12 protein-coding genes and 1 riboswitch are annotated in these 18,007 nt (G+C 69.6%); of the genes, 8 read left to right on the top strand and 4 right to left on the bottom strand.

Annotated features, from left to right (window positions below):
- Positions 1 to 36: 36 nt before the first annotated feature.
- Positions 37 to 1,497, bottom strand: coding sequence for an aminotransferase class V-fold PLP-dependent enzyme (locus WME98_RS32740; RefSeq protein ID WP_437945616.1), 1,461 nt, complete (start codon positions 1,495 to 1,497; stop codon positions 37 to 39).
- 37 nt (positions 1,498 to 1,534) lie between these two features.
- Positions 1,535 to 1,649: riboswitch (SAM riboswitch) on the bottom strand.
- Between the two features lie 251 nt (positions 1,650 to 1,900).
- Here WME98_RS32740 and ggt point away from each other — a divergent pair.
- On the top strand, positions 1,901 to 3,808 hold the full coding sequence (ggt, locus tag WME98_RS32745; protein ID WP_437945618.1) for a gamma-glutamyltransferase: 1,908 nt from the start codon (positions 1,901 to 1,903) through the stop codon (positions 3,806 to 3,808).
- An 80-nt stretch (positions 3,809 to 3,888) separates the two neighbouring features.
- Here ggt and WME98_RS32750 read toward each other — a convergent pair whose 3' ends face one another.
- Positions 3,889 to 4,359 (bottom strand): ester cyclase, encoded by a 471-nt coding sequence (locus WME98_RS32750; protein ID WP_437945619.1) that lies wholly within the window; start codon positions 4,357 to 4,359, stop codon positions 3,889 to 3,891.
- A gap of 547 nt (positions 4,360 to 4,906) precedes the next feature.
- On the opposite strand from WME98_RS32750, the gene WME98_RS32755 reads away from it, so the two are divergent.
- From WME98_RS32755 to WME98_RS32780, 6 genes are all read left to right on the top strand, one after another.
- Positions 4,907 to 5,899, top strand: coding sequence for a 3-oxoacyl-ACP synthase III family protein (locus WME98_RS32755; RefSeq protein WP_437945620.1), 993 nt, complete (start codon positions 4,907 to 4,909; stop codon positions 5,897 to 5,899).
- Between the two features lie 200 nt (positions 5,900 to 6,099).
- Positions 6,100 to 7,860, top strand: coding sequence for a thiamine pyrophosphate-binding protein (locus tag WME98_RS32760; protein ID WP_437945621.1), 1,761 nt, complete (start codon positions 6,100 to 6,102; stop codon positions 7,858 to 7,860).
- 182 nt (positions 7,861 to 8,042) lie between these two features.
- Positions 8,043 to 8,825 carry a hypothetical protein gene (locus WME98_RS32765; protein ID WP_437945622.1) on the top strand — a complete coding sequence of 261 codons (783 nt, stop codon included), beginning with the start codon at positions 8,043 to 8,045 and terminating at the stop codon, positions 8,823 to 8,825.
- A gap of 34 nt (positions 8,826 to 8,859) precedes the next feature.
- Positions 8,860 to 9,531: a hypothetical protein gene (locus WME98_RS32770; protein ID WP_437945624.1), complete on the top strand. Its 672-nt coding sequence runs from the start codon at positions 8,860 to 8,862 to the stop codon at positions 9,529 to 9,531.
- 133 nt (positions 9,532 to 9,664) lie between these two features.
- A complete protein-coding gene (locus WME98_RS32775; protein WP_437945625.1) occupies positions 9,665 to 12,754 on the top strand; it encodes a TonB-dependent receptor in 3,090 nt (1,029 codons plus the stop codon).
- 27 nt (positions 12,755 to 12,781) lie between these two features.
- On the top strand, positions 12,782 to 13,573 hold the full coding sequence (locus tag WME98_RS32780) for a hypothetical protein (RefSeq protein WP_437945627.1): 792 nt from the start codon (positions 12,782 to 12,784) through the stop codon (positions 13,571 to 13,573).
- A 190-nt stretch (positions 13,574 to 13,763) separates the two neighbouring features.
- On the opposite strand, the gene WME98_RS32785 is transcribed toward WME98_RS32780, so the two are convergent.
- On the bottom strand, positions 13,764 to 14,774 hold the full coding sequence (locus WME98_RS32785) for a methyltransferase (protein ID WP_437945628.1): 1,011 nt from the start codon (positions 14,772 to 14,774) through the stop codon (positions 13,764 to 13,766).
- Positions 14,775 to 14,978: 204 nt separating this feature from the next.
- Here WME98_RS32785 and WME98_RS32790 point away from each other — a divergent pair, with 204 nt between their 5' ends.
- The gene (locus tag WME98_RS32790) at positions 14,979 to 16,835 is read left to right on the top strand and encodes a M20/M25/M40 family metallo-hydrolase (protein ID WP_437945630.1); all 1,857 of its coding nucleotides are present in this window, start codon (positions 14,979 to 14,981) and stop codon (positions 16,833 to 16,835) included.
- Between the two features lie 65 nt (positions 16,836 to 16,900).
- On the opposite strand, the gene WME98_RS32795 is transcribed toward WME98_RS32790, so the two are convergent.
- On the bottom strand, positions 16,901 to 17,779 hold the full coding sequence (locus tag WME98_RS32795; RefSeq protein ID WP_437945631.1) for an SDR family oxidoreductase: 879 nt from the start codon (positions 17,777 to 17,779) through the stop codon (positions 16,901 to 16,903).
- Positions 17,780 to 18,007: the final 228 nt, after the last annotated feature.

The following is an 18,007-nucleotide window of genomic DNA, read 5'->3' on the forward strand; positions in this document are numbered from 1 at the left end:
GAAAGCACGGCGACGTCCGTCGGGGCGCTGCCGGCCTCAGGCCGGCGCCTGGCACGGCGCCAGGTGGCTCGCCAGGAGCCCGTGCATGGCGCCGCCGGCCGTGCCCCCGGCGAGGAGCCCGGCCAGCGCAGGGCGGGGGCGCGGGTCCGGCTCGGGGACGTACCGCCCTGCGTCGAGGCGATAGCGAGCGCGGGGACCCCGGGTGACGAGATCGGATATCGCGCCGAGGAATCGATCGATGTCCGCCCTGCTGGTGCCGACGCCGAAGCTCACGCGCACCGCGCCGGGCACCGCCGCGCCACCCGGCGCCTCCGGCGCGCGCGCCCCGGCGAGCGCGCTCATGAGCGGGTGCGCGCAGAACGAGCCGTCGCGGACGCCGATGCCGTGCTCGGCGCTCAGCGCGGCGGCGACCACGCCGGGGTGGAAGCCCCGCACCTGGAACGTCACGACGCCGATACGCGGGCTCGCGGGGCCCCACATCTCGAGCCGCTCGACCCCCGGCACGGCGCCGAGCCCGCGCGTGACGCGGTCGAGCAGGCCGGCCTCGTGCGCCGCCACGGCGGACATGCCGACCTCGGCGAGCGCGCGGCACGCCGCGGCCAGCGACACCGCGCCGACCACGTTGGGCGTGCCGGCCTCGTGGCGGGGCGCGCCGCTCGCCCATTCGACGCCGTCGAGCGTGACGCGCCGGACGGCGCCCCCGCCGGCGAGGTAGGGGCGCGCGGCGTCGAGCCAGTCCCCCCGACCCACGAGCACGCCGCCGCCGAAGGGGGCATAGAGCTTGTGCCCGGACAACGCGAGGTAGTCGGCCCCGATCGCCGCCATCTCGATCGCGCGATGGGGCGCGAGCTGGGCCGCGTCCACGGAGAGCCGCGCCCCGCGGCGGTGGGCGACCGCGGCGAGCTCCGAGAGCGGCCACAGCTCCCCCGTGACATTGCTGGCCCCCGTCACGGCGAGCAGCCGGTGGCGCGAGGGCGCGCCGCGCAGGGCGTCGTCGGCCCGCGCGATCGCCTCGTCCGCGCTCGCGGGCACCGGGAGGACCACGGAGCGACCGCGCCGCCAGGGCAGCTGGTTCGCGTGGTGCTCCGAGGCGAAGGTCACCACGGTCGTATCCTCGGGCAGCGCGGCGGCGAGCAGGTTGAGCGCGTCGGTCGTGTTCCTCGTGAACACCACCGTGTCGTCGGCGCGCGCTCCGACGAAGTCGCCCACCGCCTGGCGGGCGGCGGCGTAGAGCTCGGTCGTGACCGTGGACGCGAACCCCGCGCCGCGATGCACGCTGCTGTACCAGGGGAGCAGCGCCGCGACCGCATCGAGCACCGAGCGGAGGCACGGGGCGCTCGCCGCGTAATCGAGGTTCACGTAGCCCACCTGCTCGCCAGTGACGAGCGGCACGGAGAGGTCCGCGCCGACGACGGGCAAAGGGAGAGCGCCGGCGGCGAGCGGCGGCGGCGGCGCGGCCGCATCAGGACGCGAGTCCACGACGGGAGCGATCGACATATCACCTCACGAGTCCAGGGAGACTCCGGGCGACCAGAGTCCGCGCTTGCCAGCCGCTCATGCGGCCGGCCAGGTCTTCACCCGGGACACCCCACCGCGGTTCGGAGGGTTGTCGGCCAGCGAGCCGGGGCTACGCGCTGGCGCTCATGACCTGGCGAGACAGTACCCCGATGGCCGCCATGTGGCAAGGGCCTAGTTGACATCGCATCGGTCCGCGCGGTGTCGCGCAGGCCGCGGGCGCTCGCGGGCCGGCCGCGGGCGCCGGTACGGTGATTGCATTGTGATTTCCGGGAGACGGCGAGCTCCACATCGCTGCTCCTGAACAGACCCTCACGGCCGATGTCGCGCGTGAGGCAGAACGCCCCGGCGTGCCCCGCGCCCGGAGCGCTTCGCGAGAGAAGCCATGAAGAACACCACTCCCCTCGTCGGTCTCCTCCTCCTCTGCGCCTCCTGCAGCCCGAACGAAAACGTCGCTCCGATCGGCGCCGGCAGTGCCGATCGGAGCGACGCGGGCGCGGTGCCGGACGCCTCCGGGGGCGGCGCCGAGGACGATCTCTTCGCCCATCTGCCGAAGATCGCGCCGACGGCGACCGGACAGCGCGGGGCGGCGGCGACGGTCGATCTCCGCGGCACGCTGGCCGCCATCGAGGTCCTGAAGCGAGGCGGCAACGCCGTCGACGCCGCGGTCGCCGCGGCGGGCGTGCTGGGCGTGACCGACCCGTTCTCCTGCGGCATCGGCGGCGGCGGCTTCATGCTCATCTACCTCGCCGACGGGGACGAGGTGATCGCCCTCGATCACCGCGAGACGGCGCCGTCGCGGCTCGAGGCGCGGCTCTATTACGAAGGCGGCGCCCCGGTGGCCTTCAACGAGCTCGTCACCAGCGGCCTGTCGGTCGGCGTGCCCGGCACCGTGCGGGGCTGGAGCGACGCGCTCCGCCGCTATGGCACCCTCGGGCTCGGGGACGTGCTCCAGCGGGCCATCCAGGTCGCGGAAGCGGGGTTCGACGTCGACGAGACCTTCTTCGAGCAGACCGGGCGAAACCTCCCGCGCTTCCAGGCGATCACGAGCTCGAAGGCGCTCTTCCTCGGGCCCGACGCGAAGCCGTGGCCCGTCGGCACCGTCTTCAAGAACCCGGACCTCGCCGCCACCTACCGGCTCATCGCCGAGGGCGGAGAGAAGGCTTTCTATGAAGGACAGGTCGCCGCGGCCATCGTCGCCGCGGTGAAAGAGCCTCCGGTCGAGCCCGGGAGCGCGCTCGACGTCCGCGCCGGGGTGCTCGAGCTCTCCGACCTCCGGGACTACGAGGCCCGCGTCCGCCCGGCGCTCTCGACCACGTACCGGGAGTACACGATCTACGGCGTCGGACTCCCGAGCAGCGGCGGGGTCGCGGTCGCGGAGGCGCTCAACCTGCTCGAGGGCTACGACATGGCGACCCTCACGCCGGTCGAGGTGCTCCACCGCTACCTCGGCGCCTCGCGGCTCGCGTTCGCCGATCGCGGCGCCTTTCTCGGCGATCCCGAGTTCGTGGACGCCCCCGTGAAGGGGCTGCTCTCGAAGGACTACGCCGACGCGCGGCGCGCCCTCATCGACCTCGCGGCGGCGCCTTCCGCCGCGGCGGAGCCGGGCGACCCCTACGCGTTCCAGAGCGATCCGAGCCCCGCGCCGGGCCGCGCCCGGACGGCGAAGGGCGGGAGCGCTGGCCCGAAGGACGCGGACGACAACGAGACGACCCACATCACCGTCAGCGACGCCGCCGGCAACATCGTGTCCTACACCTGCACCATCGAGTACGAGGGCGGCAACGGAATCGTGGTCCCCGGCTATGGTTTCTTGCTGAACAACGAGCTCACCGACTTCACCATCCAGCCCGACCCGAGCTCGCCGCACCCCAACGTGGCCGAGCCGGGCAAGCGCCCGCGCAGCAGCATGAGCCCGACGATCGTCCTCAAGGACGGCAAGCCCGCGCTCGCGCTGGGCTCTCCGGGCGGGTCCACGATCATCACCACGGTGCTGCAGATCCTCGTCAATCACATCGACCTGGGCCTCCCCATCGACGAGGCGCTCTCGGCGCCGCGCCTCTCGCAGCGCAACTCCGGCGACGGATCGACCGACGCGGAGACGGCGTTCCTGAGCGCCCCGGAGGCGGAGGGGCTCGCGTCCCTGGGCCACGCCCTCTCCGACGCGGCCACGCTGGGCGGCGAGATCGGCGCGGCCACCGCCCTCCGCTTCCACGGCGACGGCACTGTGACCGCGGTCGCCGAGCCGGTCCGGCGTCACGGCGGGAGCGCGATGGTCGAGCGGCCGCGGTAGGCGCCGCGCGCCCGCGCCCGGTCAGCCCGGCGGGGAGACCGGGCCAGCGGCCACGCGGCGCGCGCCCGGGGTGGGTGAGCTCATCGCGCCGGCGGCCAGGCGCCGATCTGCGCGAGCGCGGTGAACCAGTCCTCGAGATGCCACGTCCGCGCGATCCGGCCGTTCCGCAGCGCGTGAAAATCGTGGCACGCGACGCTGATCTCCTTCCCGGTCGGCGCCACCCCCAAGAAGGTGCCGCGGTGGGTCCCCGTGAGGAGGGATCTCACCGCGGCCCGGCCCGGCTCCTGGAGGATGTCCAGCACCGCGAGGTGCACGTCGGGGAAGGCCTCGAAGAAGGCGCGCAGGATGGGCTTGATGCTCTCCGGGCCCAGCCCGTGACCGGGGGGCAGCGGGATATCCTCCCAGTCCTGGGTCACCGCCTCGTCGACGAGCTCAGGACGCCGCTCGCTGAAGGCTCGGTAGAACGTCAGCAATGCTGCGCGCTCGGCCTCGGCGGTCGACGCCGCGGCGCTGGCAGGAGCATTCGGATCGACGGCAACAACGTTCGCCATGCTGGCCCCTTCTTTCCCCGTGTGGGTCGGCGGATCACGTCCCCGACAGCAAGACCGTGCCGGTTGGCAATGCGCACGCCAACGGTCAGCCCGCCCGGCTGCCAGCGCGCTGCCCAGCGGCCCGCCCGATCGCGGCGCACGTCCGGCCGCCGTGAAAGGAGCGACTGGACGGGGCCATCGTCAGGACCGGCTGCTGATGCAGCAGCAGACAATCAGTAGGAATGTTGCTCCGGCAGCAGCCGGCCCTTAACACGATTTAACGAAATTCTCTTCCGCTCGGCACGGCCGTCGCCACGGCGCGGCATTACGGCCCGAGCAGCTGGCACGAGAGGTGGGCCACGAATCGGCGCGGGAAGAGAGAGGCCATACTGCTCCGCGGCACGTTCCTTGTTTGCTGTGAGCGAGCTGAGCGAAGGCGTCGGCGTCCTCGGTCGCCCGGGTGAGCGTCATCAGCTGGCCACCCCGCACGCATTGCTCGCCATAGCAGGTTTTCGACGCTGCGCTCTCCGGCGCGGTTTCAACACATCGGATTCGAGGGCGGAGCTCTATGAAGGCGCAGATCATCGATGTCGTCAGCTTCATGCCGGAGCGCAGGGTCGTGAACGAGCCGCCCGACGGGAGCTCGCAGGACGCCCTGGCGGACAACGCGTTCTTCAGCGGAGTTCACGAGCGGCGGTTCGCGTCGCCGGATTACCTGTCCGAGGACCTCGGCGTGCGCGCCGTCCAGCGGCTCCTGGAGAAGACCGGCGTCCGGCCGGAGACGATCGACCTCATCGTGTGCTCGTGCATCTTCTCGGACACGTTCTGGCCGGGCATCGGCCCTGCGATCCAGCACCGCGTGGGCGCGAAGCAGGCGACGATCCTCAACATCGACACGAGCTGCTCCTCGTTCCTGTCGGGGCTGAACGCGGCCCGCGCGTTCATCGAGTCCGGGCAATACAAGCGGATCGTCGTGGTGACGGTGACGAACTTCATCTCTCGCCTGCCCGAGTTCCAGAAGTCCCGCCGGTCGTCCGTGCTCGGCGACGGCGCGTCGGCGACGCTCGTCATGCCCGGCGAGGCGTCGATCCTGGCGCGGTACGAGCGCTCCCACGGCGAGTACTACGGCCTGTTCCGGTTCGAGCCAGACTTCGTGGACGGGCAGTTCAAGAACTACTGGGAGCGCGGCTGCGGCCCGATCACGGTCAACTTCTCCAAGGACATGGTCGACGCGATCCGCGCGAACGCGCTGCAGCTCGTGCCCGACGCGGTCGGGCGGTGCCTCGCGGAGGCGCGGCTGTCGCCGAGCGACGTCAACCTCCTGATCACGCACCAGCCGAACGACACCTTCCTCAAGGAGTGGCGCGCCCGGATCGGGATCCTCCCGCCGCGCACGCACGACACCCTGGCGCGCTACGGCAACCTGTTTCAGGGCTCGATCCCGGTCACGCTGGCGGACGCGCTCGAGACCGGCCGCGTTCGCCGCGGCGACATCATCGCGCTCGGGACGTTCTCGAACGGCGGCGATTTCGTGAGCTCCATGGTGCTGCGCTGGCATTGACGGCGAGAGGTCACCCCGTGTCCGAAGCTCTTGTGCTGGCTCGATGTTCATCGATGAGGGCTCATCCCAGGAAATTGCGTCAATTCATGGGTTTGTAGGCCGCGCGTGGCGCGACGCCGCCCGCCCGCGATCCCGCCCGCCCGTCGGCGCGGCGGGCCCGGGGGCGCGGCGTCCTCGCACGCACGGAAAGGACATGCAGTATGAAATTGGCCGATGCGCTGGTCCAGAAGCTCAGAGATTGGGGGGTTGAATACGTCTTTGGTGTGAGCGGCGCGAACATCGAGCACCTGCACGACGCCATTCACCGACACGGGCAAGGAAAGCTGATCTCCGTGCTGGCAAAGACGGAGACCGGCGCCGCGTTCATGGCGGACTGCAGGGCGAGGGTGCACAAGCGGCTGGCCGTCTGCTGCGCGACGTCCGGCGGCGGGATGCTCAACCTGGCGGTCGGGATCGCCGAGTCCTACGCCGAGGCGGTGCCGGTGCTCGCGATCGTGGGCCAGCCCCCGACCTCGCTCGAGGGCCGGGGGGCGTTCCAGGACTCGTCGGGCATCGGCAACTGCGTCGATGCGGTCCAGCTCTGGCGCGCGATCTCCAAGTACGTCGGGAAGATCAGGACCCCTCACGACTTCTGGCCGATGCTGCGCGACGCCGTCGTCGCGGCGACGTCGGGCCGGCAAGGGCCAGCCGTGCTCCTCGTGCCCCGGGATCTCTATGATCAAGAGGTCGGCGCGCCGCCGGCCGATTGGCCGGGAGACCTGGCGAGCTTCTGCCGATCGCGCGAGGTCGGGATCGGCGAGGTGATGCCGCTGCTCGAGTCCATCCGGAGCGCGCGCCGCCCGCTGCTCCTCATCGGCCAGGGGGCGCGACGCTCGGACGACGCCGGGGCCGTCGAGGCGTTCGCGCGCAAGGCCGGCATCCCCGTCGTGACCACGATGTCGGCGCGCGGAGATTTCCCGAACGACGACCGCCTCTACCTGGGGACGGTCGGCGCGGCGGGCCACCCGTCGGCGCACGCGTACCTGCGCGACGAGGCGGACCTCATCATCGCCGCGGGCGCGACGCTCGACGTCATGACGCGCTCCGCGGTCGAGCGGAGCTTCAAGGACAAGCGCTTCGCGGTGGTCGACGTCGATCCCGAGGCGATCCACCGCATCCTGCAGCCCGAGATCACCCTGTACGCGGATGTCGGCCGCGCCTTCCGCGCGCTCCTCGAGCTCCTCGAGAGGACTCCGATGTCGCCGTTCCCTCCGGTCCAGGGGTATTCGCGGAGCCTCTACGAGCCCCGCCTGGCGCCGGCGATCCCGGGCGACGCGCCGCGCGCCGGGAGGGCCGACGCCCTCCTGCAGAGCGAGGCCCTGGCCATCCTGGGGGCGCACCTGCCGACCAAGGGCCACGTCGTGCTCGACGCCGGCAATTGCGCCGCCGCGGCCATGCACTACCTCTCCGTCCCTCCGGGCTCCACGTCGACCATCGCGCTGGGGATGGGGGGAATGGGCTACGCCATCGCCGGCGCCATCGGCGCGCAGCTCGGGTCGGAGCCCGGGACGCGGACGACGGTCATCTGCGGCGACGGAGCGTTCCTGATGCTCGGCCTCGAGGTGCACACGGCCGTCGATCTCTCGCTGCCCGTCCTCTTCGTCGTCTTCAACAACGCCATGCACGGCATGTGCGTCACGCGCCAGCAGCTCCTCTTCGAGTCCAGGATCGAGGCCGTGCGCTACCCGAGCGTCGATTTCGCGACCCTCGCGCGCGGCCTCGCCCCCGAAGACCGGCTCTGGGTGGGCGCTGCTTCCACGCCCGAGGAGCTGCGCGAGCGCTTGCGCGAGTATCACGAGAAGGGCCGCCCTTTGCCCGGGGTGCTCGACTTGCGGCTGGAGCGCGAGGAGATCCCGCCCTTCGCGCCGTTCCTCGGGCCGGACGCGCCGACCATGCCGGCGTCTTCGTTCGGCGCCCTCTAGCGCGGCAGCTCCGGCGCGCAGCGCTATCGATCGTGCTCGGGGCCTTGAGTTCGGAAATTCATGCATTGTTTTAAACGATTTTGAGATTCGTCACTTTGTTTCAATATCCATTGTGATAACGCGATTGGTCATTATCATGGTGCGACCGTCGACGCTGGAGTCGGCGGCCTGAGGAGGCTTTCATGTACGCGCGTGGTTCCATGAAGTTCCTGTCGCTTGCTTGCGTCCTTGTCGCCGGTTGCGCCGTCGACGCCGGAGACCCTGAGCCCACCGCCGAGGCCCAGCAGGAGCTCCGGAGTTTCAGCGTCAATTTCACGAACGTCGTCGAGACGATCGGCCTGGAGCTCGTCCCGACCGACGAGGCCCGAGCCCTGGTCCCTGAGGAGTTCGTGCTCGCCGGCGAGGCGGACCCGGTCACCCCGCTCACCGTGAGGACGGCGTACGCCGACGGCATCTCGGTGAACGGCGGGACGGCCACGCCGGGCGCGGTCGTCCAGGTCGGCCTCGTCGTCGTCCCCCCGGACGGGACCGGCGACGTCAACAGCTATACGCTGTGGTATTACACCGATCACGCGCCCCTCGCGTTCAAGCTCATTCAGGCGGGCTTCCAAGCCCAGTACGTTCCGAACCTCGAGTACGATTACTCGCTGACCGACAGCGATATCTACGTGCGCGTGCCGTTCCCCGGCGGCCCCCGCTTCGTCGTCGAGGGCTCGATCGCGCCGTCCGGCGCGCCCCCGGCCCCGTTCGTCGCGAACTGGTGGGTGTCCACCTGGCACGGGCCCGTCAAGCAGAGCACGGCCATCTCGAGCCTCGTCTTCGGCGGCGCAGACGTCGCCCTCGAGACCAACGCAGGGAACGCGCTCGGGGGCCTGATCGGCGGCTCGACCGCGGAATTTACGGTGCTCGACAGCTTCAACCAGTTCCCGAGCGCCCAGACCACCGTGGCGCTGGCGCCGTTCTAGCTCGATCGCGATGTCGAACCCGAAGGAGAGCACGATGACTGCACATGACGATAGAGGGCCGTGGAGCCGATCCGGGCTCGTGAAGAACGGGATCTCCAGCAGGGAGATCCCCGGGCTGTACGTCTCCGAGGATCACTCCATCGACGAGTGCGTGAAGCACCTCGAGAGCATCACCAAGGAGACGTACTCGCACAACGAGATCTTCGGGCAGTACTGCCACCTCGGCGAGTACATCCATTGCCCGGTCGAGATGGCGTACGAGTACGCGGCGAACGTCTACAGCCTGGAGGAGTGGACGTTCAGCCTGCGGAACCTCCACCACCTCGGCGGCGGCCTCTACAAGGGGAAAGAGTTCCTCGCCAAGGACACGTCGATCTACGTCCGCGCCGAGGCCTACCCGGACAGCCGCGTCGTCGATTACCCCTGCGCGTGGGACCAGGGAGACGAGCTGTGGATGCGGTACTACTTCCGCTTCATCGACGCGAGGCCCACCATCCGCAAGCCGGGCACGATCGTGCTCTGGACCAACTGCAAGCACCCGTATTACGACCGGGCGACGGCGGAGCTCCCCGACTACATCAGCAAGCCGCGCGCGCGGACGGACCGCGCCTGGGTCGGCGACATCTGGCCGCACTTCGACGCCATCCACAAGATCGAGATGGCCAATTTGAAGGCCATCCTGGAGTACCGGTACTCCAAGCTGTAGCGCCGTCCAGAGAGGTGCATCCCCCGATTGACGAGGCCGGCCCCGTCGCCGCGCGCGCCTCTGCCGGCCTCGCAGCGGCTCGCCGGCGGCGGGCCGCCGGCGTCCCCACCGTGATAGGAGATCTGTGAACTTCATGCATGAAAGGCGCGGCGTCTGGGCCGCGCGGCTGGCCGCGGCGGCCAGCGTGCTGGTCTCGAGCTCGGCCTTCGCCACCGGCTCCGGCGTGCTGACCGGGACGGTCCTCGACGCATCGACGAAGAAGCCCGCGGCCGACGTCGTCGTGACCGTGACGTCCCCCGCGCTCCAGGGCGAGCAGGTGGTCGTCACCGATCCTTCGGGTCAGTTCCGGATCCCGAACCTGCCGCCGGGCGCCTACACGCTCCGGCTCGACAAGGAGACGTACCGGCCCTACAGCCGCGGCGGCATCGAGCTGCGCGTCGACAGCACGATCCGGGTGAACAGCGAGCTGCTCCCCGAGGCGCTGAAGGCCGAGGAGATCGTCGTCGTCGGCAGCGCGCCGACGGTGGACGTCGGGTCGAGCGCGACCGGCGTCAACGTCACCTCGGAGTTCGCGAGCCGAATCCCGCTCATCTCCACCGGCTCGAAGGGGGCGGCGACCCGCTCGTTCGAGGCGCTCGCCGACGTGGCGCCCGGCGCGAACGCCGACCAGTACGGCGTCTCGATCAGCGGGACGACCTCGCCCGAGAACCAGTACGTGATCGACGGCCTGTCGGTGAACAACCCGGCGTTCGGCGTCATCGGGACGCCGCTGTCCGCGGAGTTCATCAAGGAGGTCAAGGTGATCACCGGCGGCTACATGCCGGAGTACGGCCGCGCCACCGGCGGGTACCTCGACGCGGTGACGAGATCGGGCTCGAACGAATTCCACGGCGCGGTGTTCCTCAGCGTCACGCCCGGCATATTCGAGGCGGAGCGGGAGCAGGCAGAGAGCGAGGCGAGCACGATCAGGACCGACACCCGGCTGTCGTCGCTCCGGGACGTGGGCGTGCAGCTCGGCGGCCCGATCCTGAAGGACAGGCTCTGGTTCTTCGCCGGGCTCTCCCCTTCGGCGGCGAGCTACCGGCTCGAGCGCGAGCTGCGCTTCGACAGGACCGAGCCGCTGCCGGGCACGCGCCGGGTCTACTACGCCACCCAGCACAGCCTCCAGTACCTCGGCAAGCTCACCTTGCTGATCGATCCCGACAACACCGTCTCGCTGTCGGTTTACGGCTCGCCCACGATCTCGGGCGGCAGCGGCAACTTCGGCATCAACCCGAAGGACGGGACCGTGGAGCTCAACAACAGCTCGAGCAACAACGTCATCAACGGCAGCTTCGGCGCGCTCGCGCACGAGTACGTCTCGACCGCCACCGACGCCGCCCTGAAGTGGTCGTCGGCATTCCAGAACAAGACGTACCTGCTCGACGTCACGCTCGGCGTCCACCACGAGGACAACGCGGTCCGCGCCTCCGACGGCACGAGGATCGGGAGCGGCAAGGGGCTGTCCGACATCGCGCAGGTGCACTGGCAGCGGACCGATCCCGGGTTTCATTCCATCAACGATTTCGAGCCGTCCGCGGCGACGCGCGGCTGCGAGCCGGCGGGCGCGCCGAGCGCCGAGCATTGCCCCGTGGCGACCTACTACAGCGGCGGGCCGGGGGCGCTCAACGAGACGGTGCTCGATCGGTACCAGGGCAAGGCCGTGCTCACGTCCCTGATCACTGCCCTCGGGCACCACATCGTGAAGGCCGGCGTCGACCTCGAGCTGATGCGCTACGGGTCGTCCCGCGGCCACTCGGGCGGCAACATCTTCGCCGAGACCACCGATGGAAGGGCGTACACCGGCTTCCGCCGGCTCGGATTTCTGGCCAACCCCGACGACGCCGAGCCGCTCGTCAAGTTCGAGACGGTGTCGAAGTCGACCACGATCGGCGGCTTCGTGCAGGACAGCTGGAACATCCTCGACAAGGTCACGCTGAACGCGGGTGTCCGGTACGACGCGCAGCTGCTTTACGGGGGCGACGACAAGCTGGCGATCGCCCTGCCCAACCAGTGGTCGCCGCGGGTCGGCGTGATCTACGACTTCACGCACGCAGGTCGCTCCAAGCTGTACGCGAACTACGCGCGGTTCTACGAGAGCGTGCCGCTCAACATCATCGATCGCGCGTTCCCCGGCGAGCGGCAGGTCTTCTCCCTGCACAACGCGGCCCTGTGCGATCCCCGGGACGTCGCGCAGCAGCGCGACGCGTGCGATCGGAACGAGAACCTCATCACGACGAGCGCCCCCTACAGCCCGAACCAGAAGTGGCGCGTCATCGGCGGCGACGGCGGCATCGATCCGGATCTGGAGCCGCAGTCGACGGACGAGATCGTGCTCGGCGGCGAATACGAGGTGTACCCCAAGCTGCGCGTCGGGGTGCAGTACACGAAGCGTTACCAGAACCAAGTCATCGAGGACATCAGCCGCGACGAGGCGAGGACGTACCTCATCGGCAACCCCGGCTATGGCGTCGCGAAGGATTTCCCGAAGCCGGCCCGCGACTACGACGCGTTCACGGTTCACGCCGAGAAGACCTTCGCCGACTCGTGGCTCGCGCAGGCGAGCTACACGATCTCGACCCTGCGCGGCAACTGGGCCGGCCTCTTTCGCCCCGAGACCGGGCAGCTCGACCCGAACGTCAACTCGGACTTCGATCTGATGTCGCTCCTGCCGAACCGCACGGGGCCGCTCCCCGGGGATCGCAGGCACCAGATCAAGGTCTTCGGCGCCAAGGACTTCACGTTCCAGAACGGCGTGATCGTCAGCGTGGGCGGGGCGTACCGGTCCGCCTCCGGCGCGCCCACGAGCTATCTCGGCTCGCACCCGCTCTACGGCCCTGATCAGGTCTACATCCTCCCGCGCGGCAGCGGCGAGCGCCTCCCGTGGGTGCACACCGTCGACGCCCACGTCGGCGTCGGGGTGCAGCTCGCCCGGGAGAGCGCCCTGACCATCACCGTCGACTCGTTCAATATCTTCAATTTCCAGGCGGCGACGGCCCTGGACCAGCGCTACACGCAGGCCTCCGTCCTCCCGATCGAGAACGGCAAGAAGGGCGATCTCGGCCAGCTCAAGAACGTCGACGGGTCCGCGTTCGATCCGAACAACAGGAACCCGAATTTCGGAAAGCCGATCGCGTATCAGGCGCCACGCACCTTCAGGATCGGCGCCAAGGTGACCTTCTAGGGCGATCGCACTGCGAGACGGATGACCATGAAACGAACGCTCGGAACATCTCTCGGGATCCTCGCGATCGCCGCGCTGACCTTGTCCTGCGAGCAGCGGAGGGTCACCTGCACCGCGGCCCACGGGGGCTTCGCGGCGAAGTACACGCTGAAGCCCGGCTCGAAGCAGGGCGAGGGCGATTGCGATACGCTGAAGGGCGAGATCGTCGGAATCGAGAAATACAATCCTCGGCAGCCTGGCAATCCGAAGCGCCCTGATTTCACGAAGGCCCACGTCGCCGTCCGGGCGTCGGGGATCGCCTTCCCGGCCTTCGCGGCCCAGGGCGCGCAGGTGGAGCTCGGCGAGGCCGCGCTCGACTCCATCGGCGACTTTGCCGCCGTCGATCCGGACGAGGACGACGTCTGCGCGGTCCCTTCGTTGTCGGAGGCCAGGCTGAGCATCCCGGCGTACGAGGAGCCTCCGCCCGCGGACGCTCCGGAGGGGACGCCGCCCACGCAGCACCCTGCGGTCGAGATCGGCTATGCGTGGAGCAACCTCCGCATCTACGTGACGGCCGCGTATCCGGGCACGCAGATCATCGGCGATCTGACGTACACGGAGAACGGCTGCTCTGCGTCGTACAGCGTCGTGGGCCTGTACCCCGCGGTCGAGTGCGCGCCCGACGGCGTGCCGGATCCGAGCCTCTGCGATCCGCGCCCCGATCTCGCGAAGGGTCGCGCGTTCGGCTCCGGGATCAACCCCGACTTCGCGGACCGAGTGACCTGCGACGCCGAGACGGGCCTCTGCGTCCTCACGTCGCTGCCGGACGCGCTGCAATAACGGAAGGTCGCGGCGCCCCGCGGGCGCTCCAACGATGGATATAGCAGCGCACATGGCCTGCGGTGGGCGAGGGGCGGCGCCCCGCTGGCGTCGAGCCAGCGGGGCGTTCGCTCGGCCGGGGTGGCCCGGCGACCCCGCGGAGCTCATCGCTCCTGGTCGCCGGACCGTCAATCCTCCGCGCCGGCGCTCCTCACTTCACGCCGACGACGAACGAGTCCGACCCGATGAGCTTCTCCGCGCGGACGTCGCGGAAGCCTTGATCTCGCAGCCAGCTCGCGCAATCGGCGCTGGTGTAGTCGAAGCCCTCGCGCGTCTCGAGGAGGATGGTGAGGCTCATCATGAACCCGGCGACGTTCTCGCTGCGGTCGTCGTCGATCATCGCGTCGTAGACGACGAGCACCCCTCCTTCGGGGAGCGCGTCGTACGCCTTCTTGATGAAGCTCCGTTTGTCCGTGAGGCTCCACCCATGGAGGATGTGTCCCATGGTGATCACGTCCACCTGCGGGATCGGGTCCCGGAAGAGGTCGAACTCCTGGAAGCGCAGCCGGTCGGTGAGCTCGTGAGCGCGGACGTAGTCCTCGAAGACCGGCTGCACGGGCGCCAGATCGAGCCCGATGCCCTTCACGTGGGGGTGCTTCAGCGCGACCTGGACGGGCAATCCCCCCTGGGCGGTGCCGACGTCGGCGAAGGTCTTGTATTTCTCCCACGGGAACTTCGCCGCGATCGCCCGCGCCGACGGCAGGCTGAGCCCCGTCATCGCCTGCGTGAACTCACGATATTTCTCGGGCGACTTGGAGAGCCACGTGAAGATGTCCTCGCCCTCGGAGACCTCGTTCTTCGGCTCGCCGGTGCGCAGCGCGTCGGTGAGCGAGCCCCAGATCCGGTAGAGCCGCGCGTTCGACATCTCCAGCATCCCGCCGATGTACGACCGCTTCGCCCGATCGAGGAAGAGGTCCGTCTCCGGCGTGTTGGAGTAGCGCCCGTTCTCCCGCCGCAGGAGGCGGAGCGCCACCAGCGCGTCGAAGAAATCGCGCGCGGCGCGGGGGTGGATCCCGATCCGCTCGCGCAGCGTCTGCCAGTCCAGCGGTCCTTTCGCGAGCTCCGTGAAGACGCCGAGCTCGACGGCGCTGAGGAGCGTCTTCGACTCGGCGTAAGCCATTCCGAGCCGTACAATCGCGTTGTGATCGAACTCTTGTGCCATATGGATCACCTGGGTTTGTGCTTCGGGGGAACGCCTATGTATTGCACATAAGAGCCACAAAGGCTCTCGAAAAGTCGATTTGATTGCCGTCGTTTTCGCCTTGCGGCCGTGCGGATCTCGAGGCGCGAACGGTGCGTGGAGTGGTGTGCGCGTTGTCTGAATGGATTGGATGCGAATCGAATCCGCTCCGGAGGATGTATGAGGTTGACTAGGCTTTATCGGGTAGGCTGGATCGGCGTCGCCGCGCTCTCGTATGGTGTCAGCTGCCAGGGCGACGATCCCTCGAGCCAGGCGCCGGCCGCTCGCGAGCCGGCGTGCGCGAGCGTCGACGCCGAGTTCGAGGCCAGCTTCGACGCGCTGGCCAGGCTGGTCGCGGCCGAGACCTACCGCGAGGAGCAGTTCGCCAACGAGGAGGCGTTCGTCGCGAACATGCAGACGATCGTCGACGACCTGAACGCCCAGGCGCGGCAGTTCAACGAGGGGCAGAAGACCCACAAGCTGGAGCCGTGGGAGTGGAAGGTCGAGAGCGGCAACCCGGCCGAGCCCAGGTACTACTGGGTCTTCGGCTTCCGGCTCGGCAACGGGCCCCGCAAGATCTCGCTGAACACGCACTTCGACACCGTGTCTCCCGGCGACGCCGGCGTGTGGGAGCCGTTCCAGCTGACGAAGGCCAGGGGCGCGACAAAGCATGGGGGCGAGCAGGACCTATGGGTCGGCCGCGGCGCCATCGACGACAAGGGGCCGGCGCTGGCGACGTTCCTGGTGCTCAAGGACATCGCCCGCGCGTACGACGGCAGCCCCCTGCTCGACGACATCACCGTGGAGCTCATCTTCGACACCACCGAGGAGATCGGCCCCATGTCGATGCGGCGGTACCGCGAGGAGAACGCCGAGGAGAACGCCGACCTCGAGATCATCTTCGATACGTTCTGGTCCGTGCGCGCGGAGAAGGGCATCGAGCGCCCCGTCTTCTCCCTCCCGCGCGAGCCGCCTCCCGAGACGGGGGTGTGGATCGAGTCGCTGAACACCCCCTCCGGTCCCGTCAATCAGCTCCCGGACAGCGCCGAGGCGATCCTCCGCAGCGACTCGCCGGCGCAGCTCGAGGAGCTCGCCCAGCACGTCGAGGCGGATTACGCCGCCCACCCGTTCGACGATCCATCGTACCGGCGGGCCAAGCTCACCGTCGACACCTCGGGCCTCCCGGGCGAGCTCAAGCTGACGACCGAGGTCGCGGGCGCGCAGCACGCCTCGGTACCCCAGGAGAACCGCGCGAGCGGCGCGAACCCGCTCGTGTCCCTCGCCAACTTCCTCGGCGCGCTGTCGGAGGCGGAGGTCCTCGCCGACAACGACGTCGCGCGCATGTGCAGGTTCATCGAGTTCACCTGGGGCACGAAGACCTTCGGTGAGGCTCACCCCGAGCTGCTCGAGCGCCACGACGAGGTGTTCACCGAGGGCAACGGCACCACCTACGCGCTGACCAGGTTCTACACCGAGCCCGCGCCCGGAGCCGTCACGCTCAGCCTCGATGTCCGTTACGCCATCGGCCACCACAGCCAGCCGTGGGACGGAGAGAGCGAGGGCCTCCTGTGCGGCCAGAACAGCGAGTTTGCCGGCATCTTCGCGCAGATCGTCGACGAGTTCAACGCCGCCTCCGCCGGCGCCCCGATCTCCTTCGAGACCGCGACCAGGGTGGCGCCCGACGTCCGCCGGATCGACGGCCCGACCTTCAGCCGGATCAGCGGCGCGTTCGAGGAGGTGACGGGCAAGCCGGCCCCCGCGGTGGCCATGGGCGCCGGCACGGACGCCAAGGCGTACGTGAAGGCCATCGCCGCAGGCGCCCTGTTCGACACCACCTTCGGGGAGCCGGTCAATTACCACGGGATCAGAGAGGCCGTGCCGGTCCGCGACCTGGCCCTGAGCACCAAGATCCTCTGCAACGTCGTGGACCGGGAGATCAGGCACGCGAAGGAGCCGCAGCCGGAGCCGGTCGCTGGCACGTGCGAGGACTCCGGCGCGCGCCAGCGCTCCTCCTCGGTCGACGGCGACCACAGCGACCACTGAGCGCGCGCCGCGGGGCGCCCCGCCCTCGTTCACACAGGCGCCCGCGACGGGCGCCCCGCCCTCGCTCACTGAAATGACGCGGCGAAGGCGGCCACCGTGGTCTCCGGCTTGCCGAGCTCCTTCCAGGTCGCCTCCGCCTGGAACGGCTCGCGCGCGTTGTTGATCGCGTCGGAGATGTGCCAGACGTAGTTGAACAGCGGGGAGAACAGCCCGAGCACCTTCAAGATGCCGAGCGGCGCCGCGCCAACGGAGAGCTGCTCCTTCGTGTAATGCTTCGCGAACTGCTCGGCCGCCTCCTTCGCCGTGAGCGGCTCGGGTCCCTGCACCACGTACTCTCGCGATTCGTCGCCGGGGAGCGCCAGCGCGCGCGCGACCTGCTTGCCGTAATCGCGCGCCGCGATCCAGTAGGCCTTCTCGCGCGGGCTGCCGGCGAGGTTGATCCGCTTGCCCTGGCGGCTCCGGTAGGGGATCGACTCGATGAAATTCGACGGATAGAAGATCGTGCTCGGGATCCCGCTCTCCTTCAGGATCGTGAGCGCCTCGCGCTTCATGTCGAAGACCCACCAGCGGAACCCGTCGTACCGATGCAGGAGCGACGAGAGGTAGGCGATCCGCTTGATGCCCGCCGCCCGCGCCGCGGCGACGATGTTCTTCATGCCCTCCGACTCGACCCGCCACGTGCTCGCCGTTGCGGTGACCGGCACCGAGAGGCTCACATAGACGATGTCGTGCCCGCGGAACGCCGCGGTCAATCCGTTCACGTCGTTGACGTCGCCGGCGACCAGGTGGACGCTGGACGGCAGCCGGTGGCTCGCGCGGGTCGCGCTCGGGTCGCGGACGAGGGCGGTCACGGCGTAGCCGGCGGACACCAGCTCGTGAGTCACGGGGGCGCCGAGCATGCCGGTGCTCCCGAGCACGACGATGCGAGGGGAAGCGCTACTCATGGGGAGTTCTCCTGGGTTTCGGGGTACAGCGGTACCCATCGACGATGATCGCGGCGCCGGCCGCGCGCGGCGTCGGCCCCGCTCCGGCCCGTCGACGGGGCCGGGGAGCGCCGGACCTCCACGGGTTTGTAGCGGCCGTGCGCTGGCGGATCCATGCGACTTTGGCTCGATCACTTTCGAGATCGTCTACCGTGGTGCCGGCTTGATGGACGTTCTCGGGTCGTCTAC

Origin of the sequence: Sorangium sp. So ce296, assembly GCF_051529605.1 — a bacterium.
GTDB lineage: Bacteria > Myxococcota_A > Polyangia > Polyangiales > Polyangiaceae > Sorangium > Sorangium cellulosum_D.

What these genes read in the sequence shown, in the direction of transcription:
- WME98_RS32740 (WP_437945616.1), bottom strand. Translation starts at nt 1,497, where the DNA reads ATGTCGATCGCTCCCGTCGTGGACTCGCGTCCTGATGCGGCCGCGCCG.
- ggt (WP_437945618.1), top strand. Translation starts at nt 1,901, where the DNA reads ATGAAGAACACCACTCCCCTCGTCGGTCTCCTCCTCCTCTGCGCCTCC.
- WME98_RS32750 (WP_437945619.1), bottom strand. Translation starts at nt 4,359, where the DNA reads ATGGCGAACGTTGTTGCCGTCGATCCGAATGCTCCTGCCAGCGCCGCG.
- WME98_RS32755 (WP_437945620.1), top strand. Translation starts at nt 4,907, where the DNA reads ATGAAGGCGCAGATCATCGATGTCGTCAGCTTCATGCCGGAGCGCAGG.
- WME98_RS32760 (WP_437945621.1), top strand. Translation starts at nt 6,100, where the DNA reads ATGAAATTGGCCGATGCGCTGGTCCAGAAGCTCAGAGATTGGGGGGTT.
- WME98_RS32765 (WP_437945622.1), top strand. Translation starts at nt 8,043, where the DNA reads ATGTACGCGCGTGGTTCCATGAAGTTCCTGTCGCTTGCTTGCGTCCTT.
- WME98_RS32770 (WP_437945624.1), top strand. Translation starts at nt 8,860, where the DNA reads ATGACTGCACATGACGATAGAGGGCCGTGGAGCCGATCCGGGCTCGTG.
- WME98_RS32775 (WP_437945625.1), top strand. Translation starts at nt 9,665, where the DNA reads ATGCATGAAAGGCGCGGCGTCTGGGCCGCGCGGCTGGCCGCGGCGGCC.
- WME98_RS32780 (WP_437945627.1), top strand. Translation starts at nt 12,782, where the DNA reads ATGAAACGAACGCTCGGAACATCTCTCGGGATCCTCGCGATCGCCGCG.
- WME98_RS32785 (WP_437945628.1), bottom strand. Translation starts at nt 14,774, where the DNA reads ATGGCACAAGAGTTCGATCACAACGCGATTGTACGGCTCGGAATGGCT.
- WME98_RS32795 (WP_437945631.1), bottom strand. Translation starts at nt 17,779, where the DNA reads ATGAGTAGCGCTTCCCCTCGCATCGTCGTGCTCGGGAGCACCGGCATG.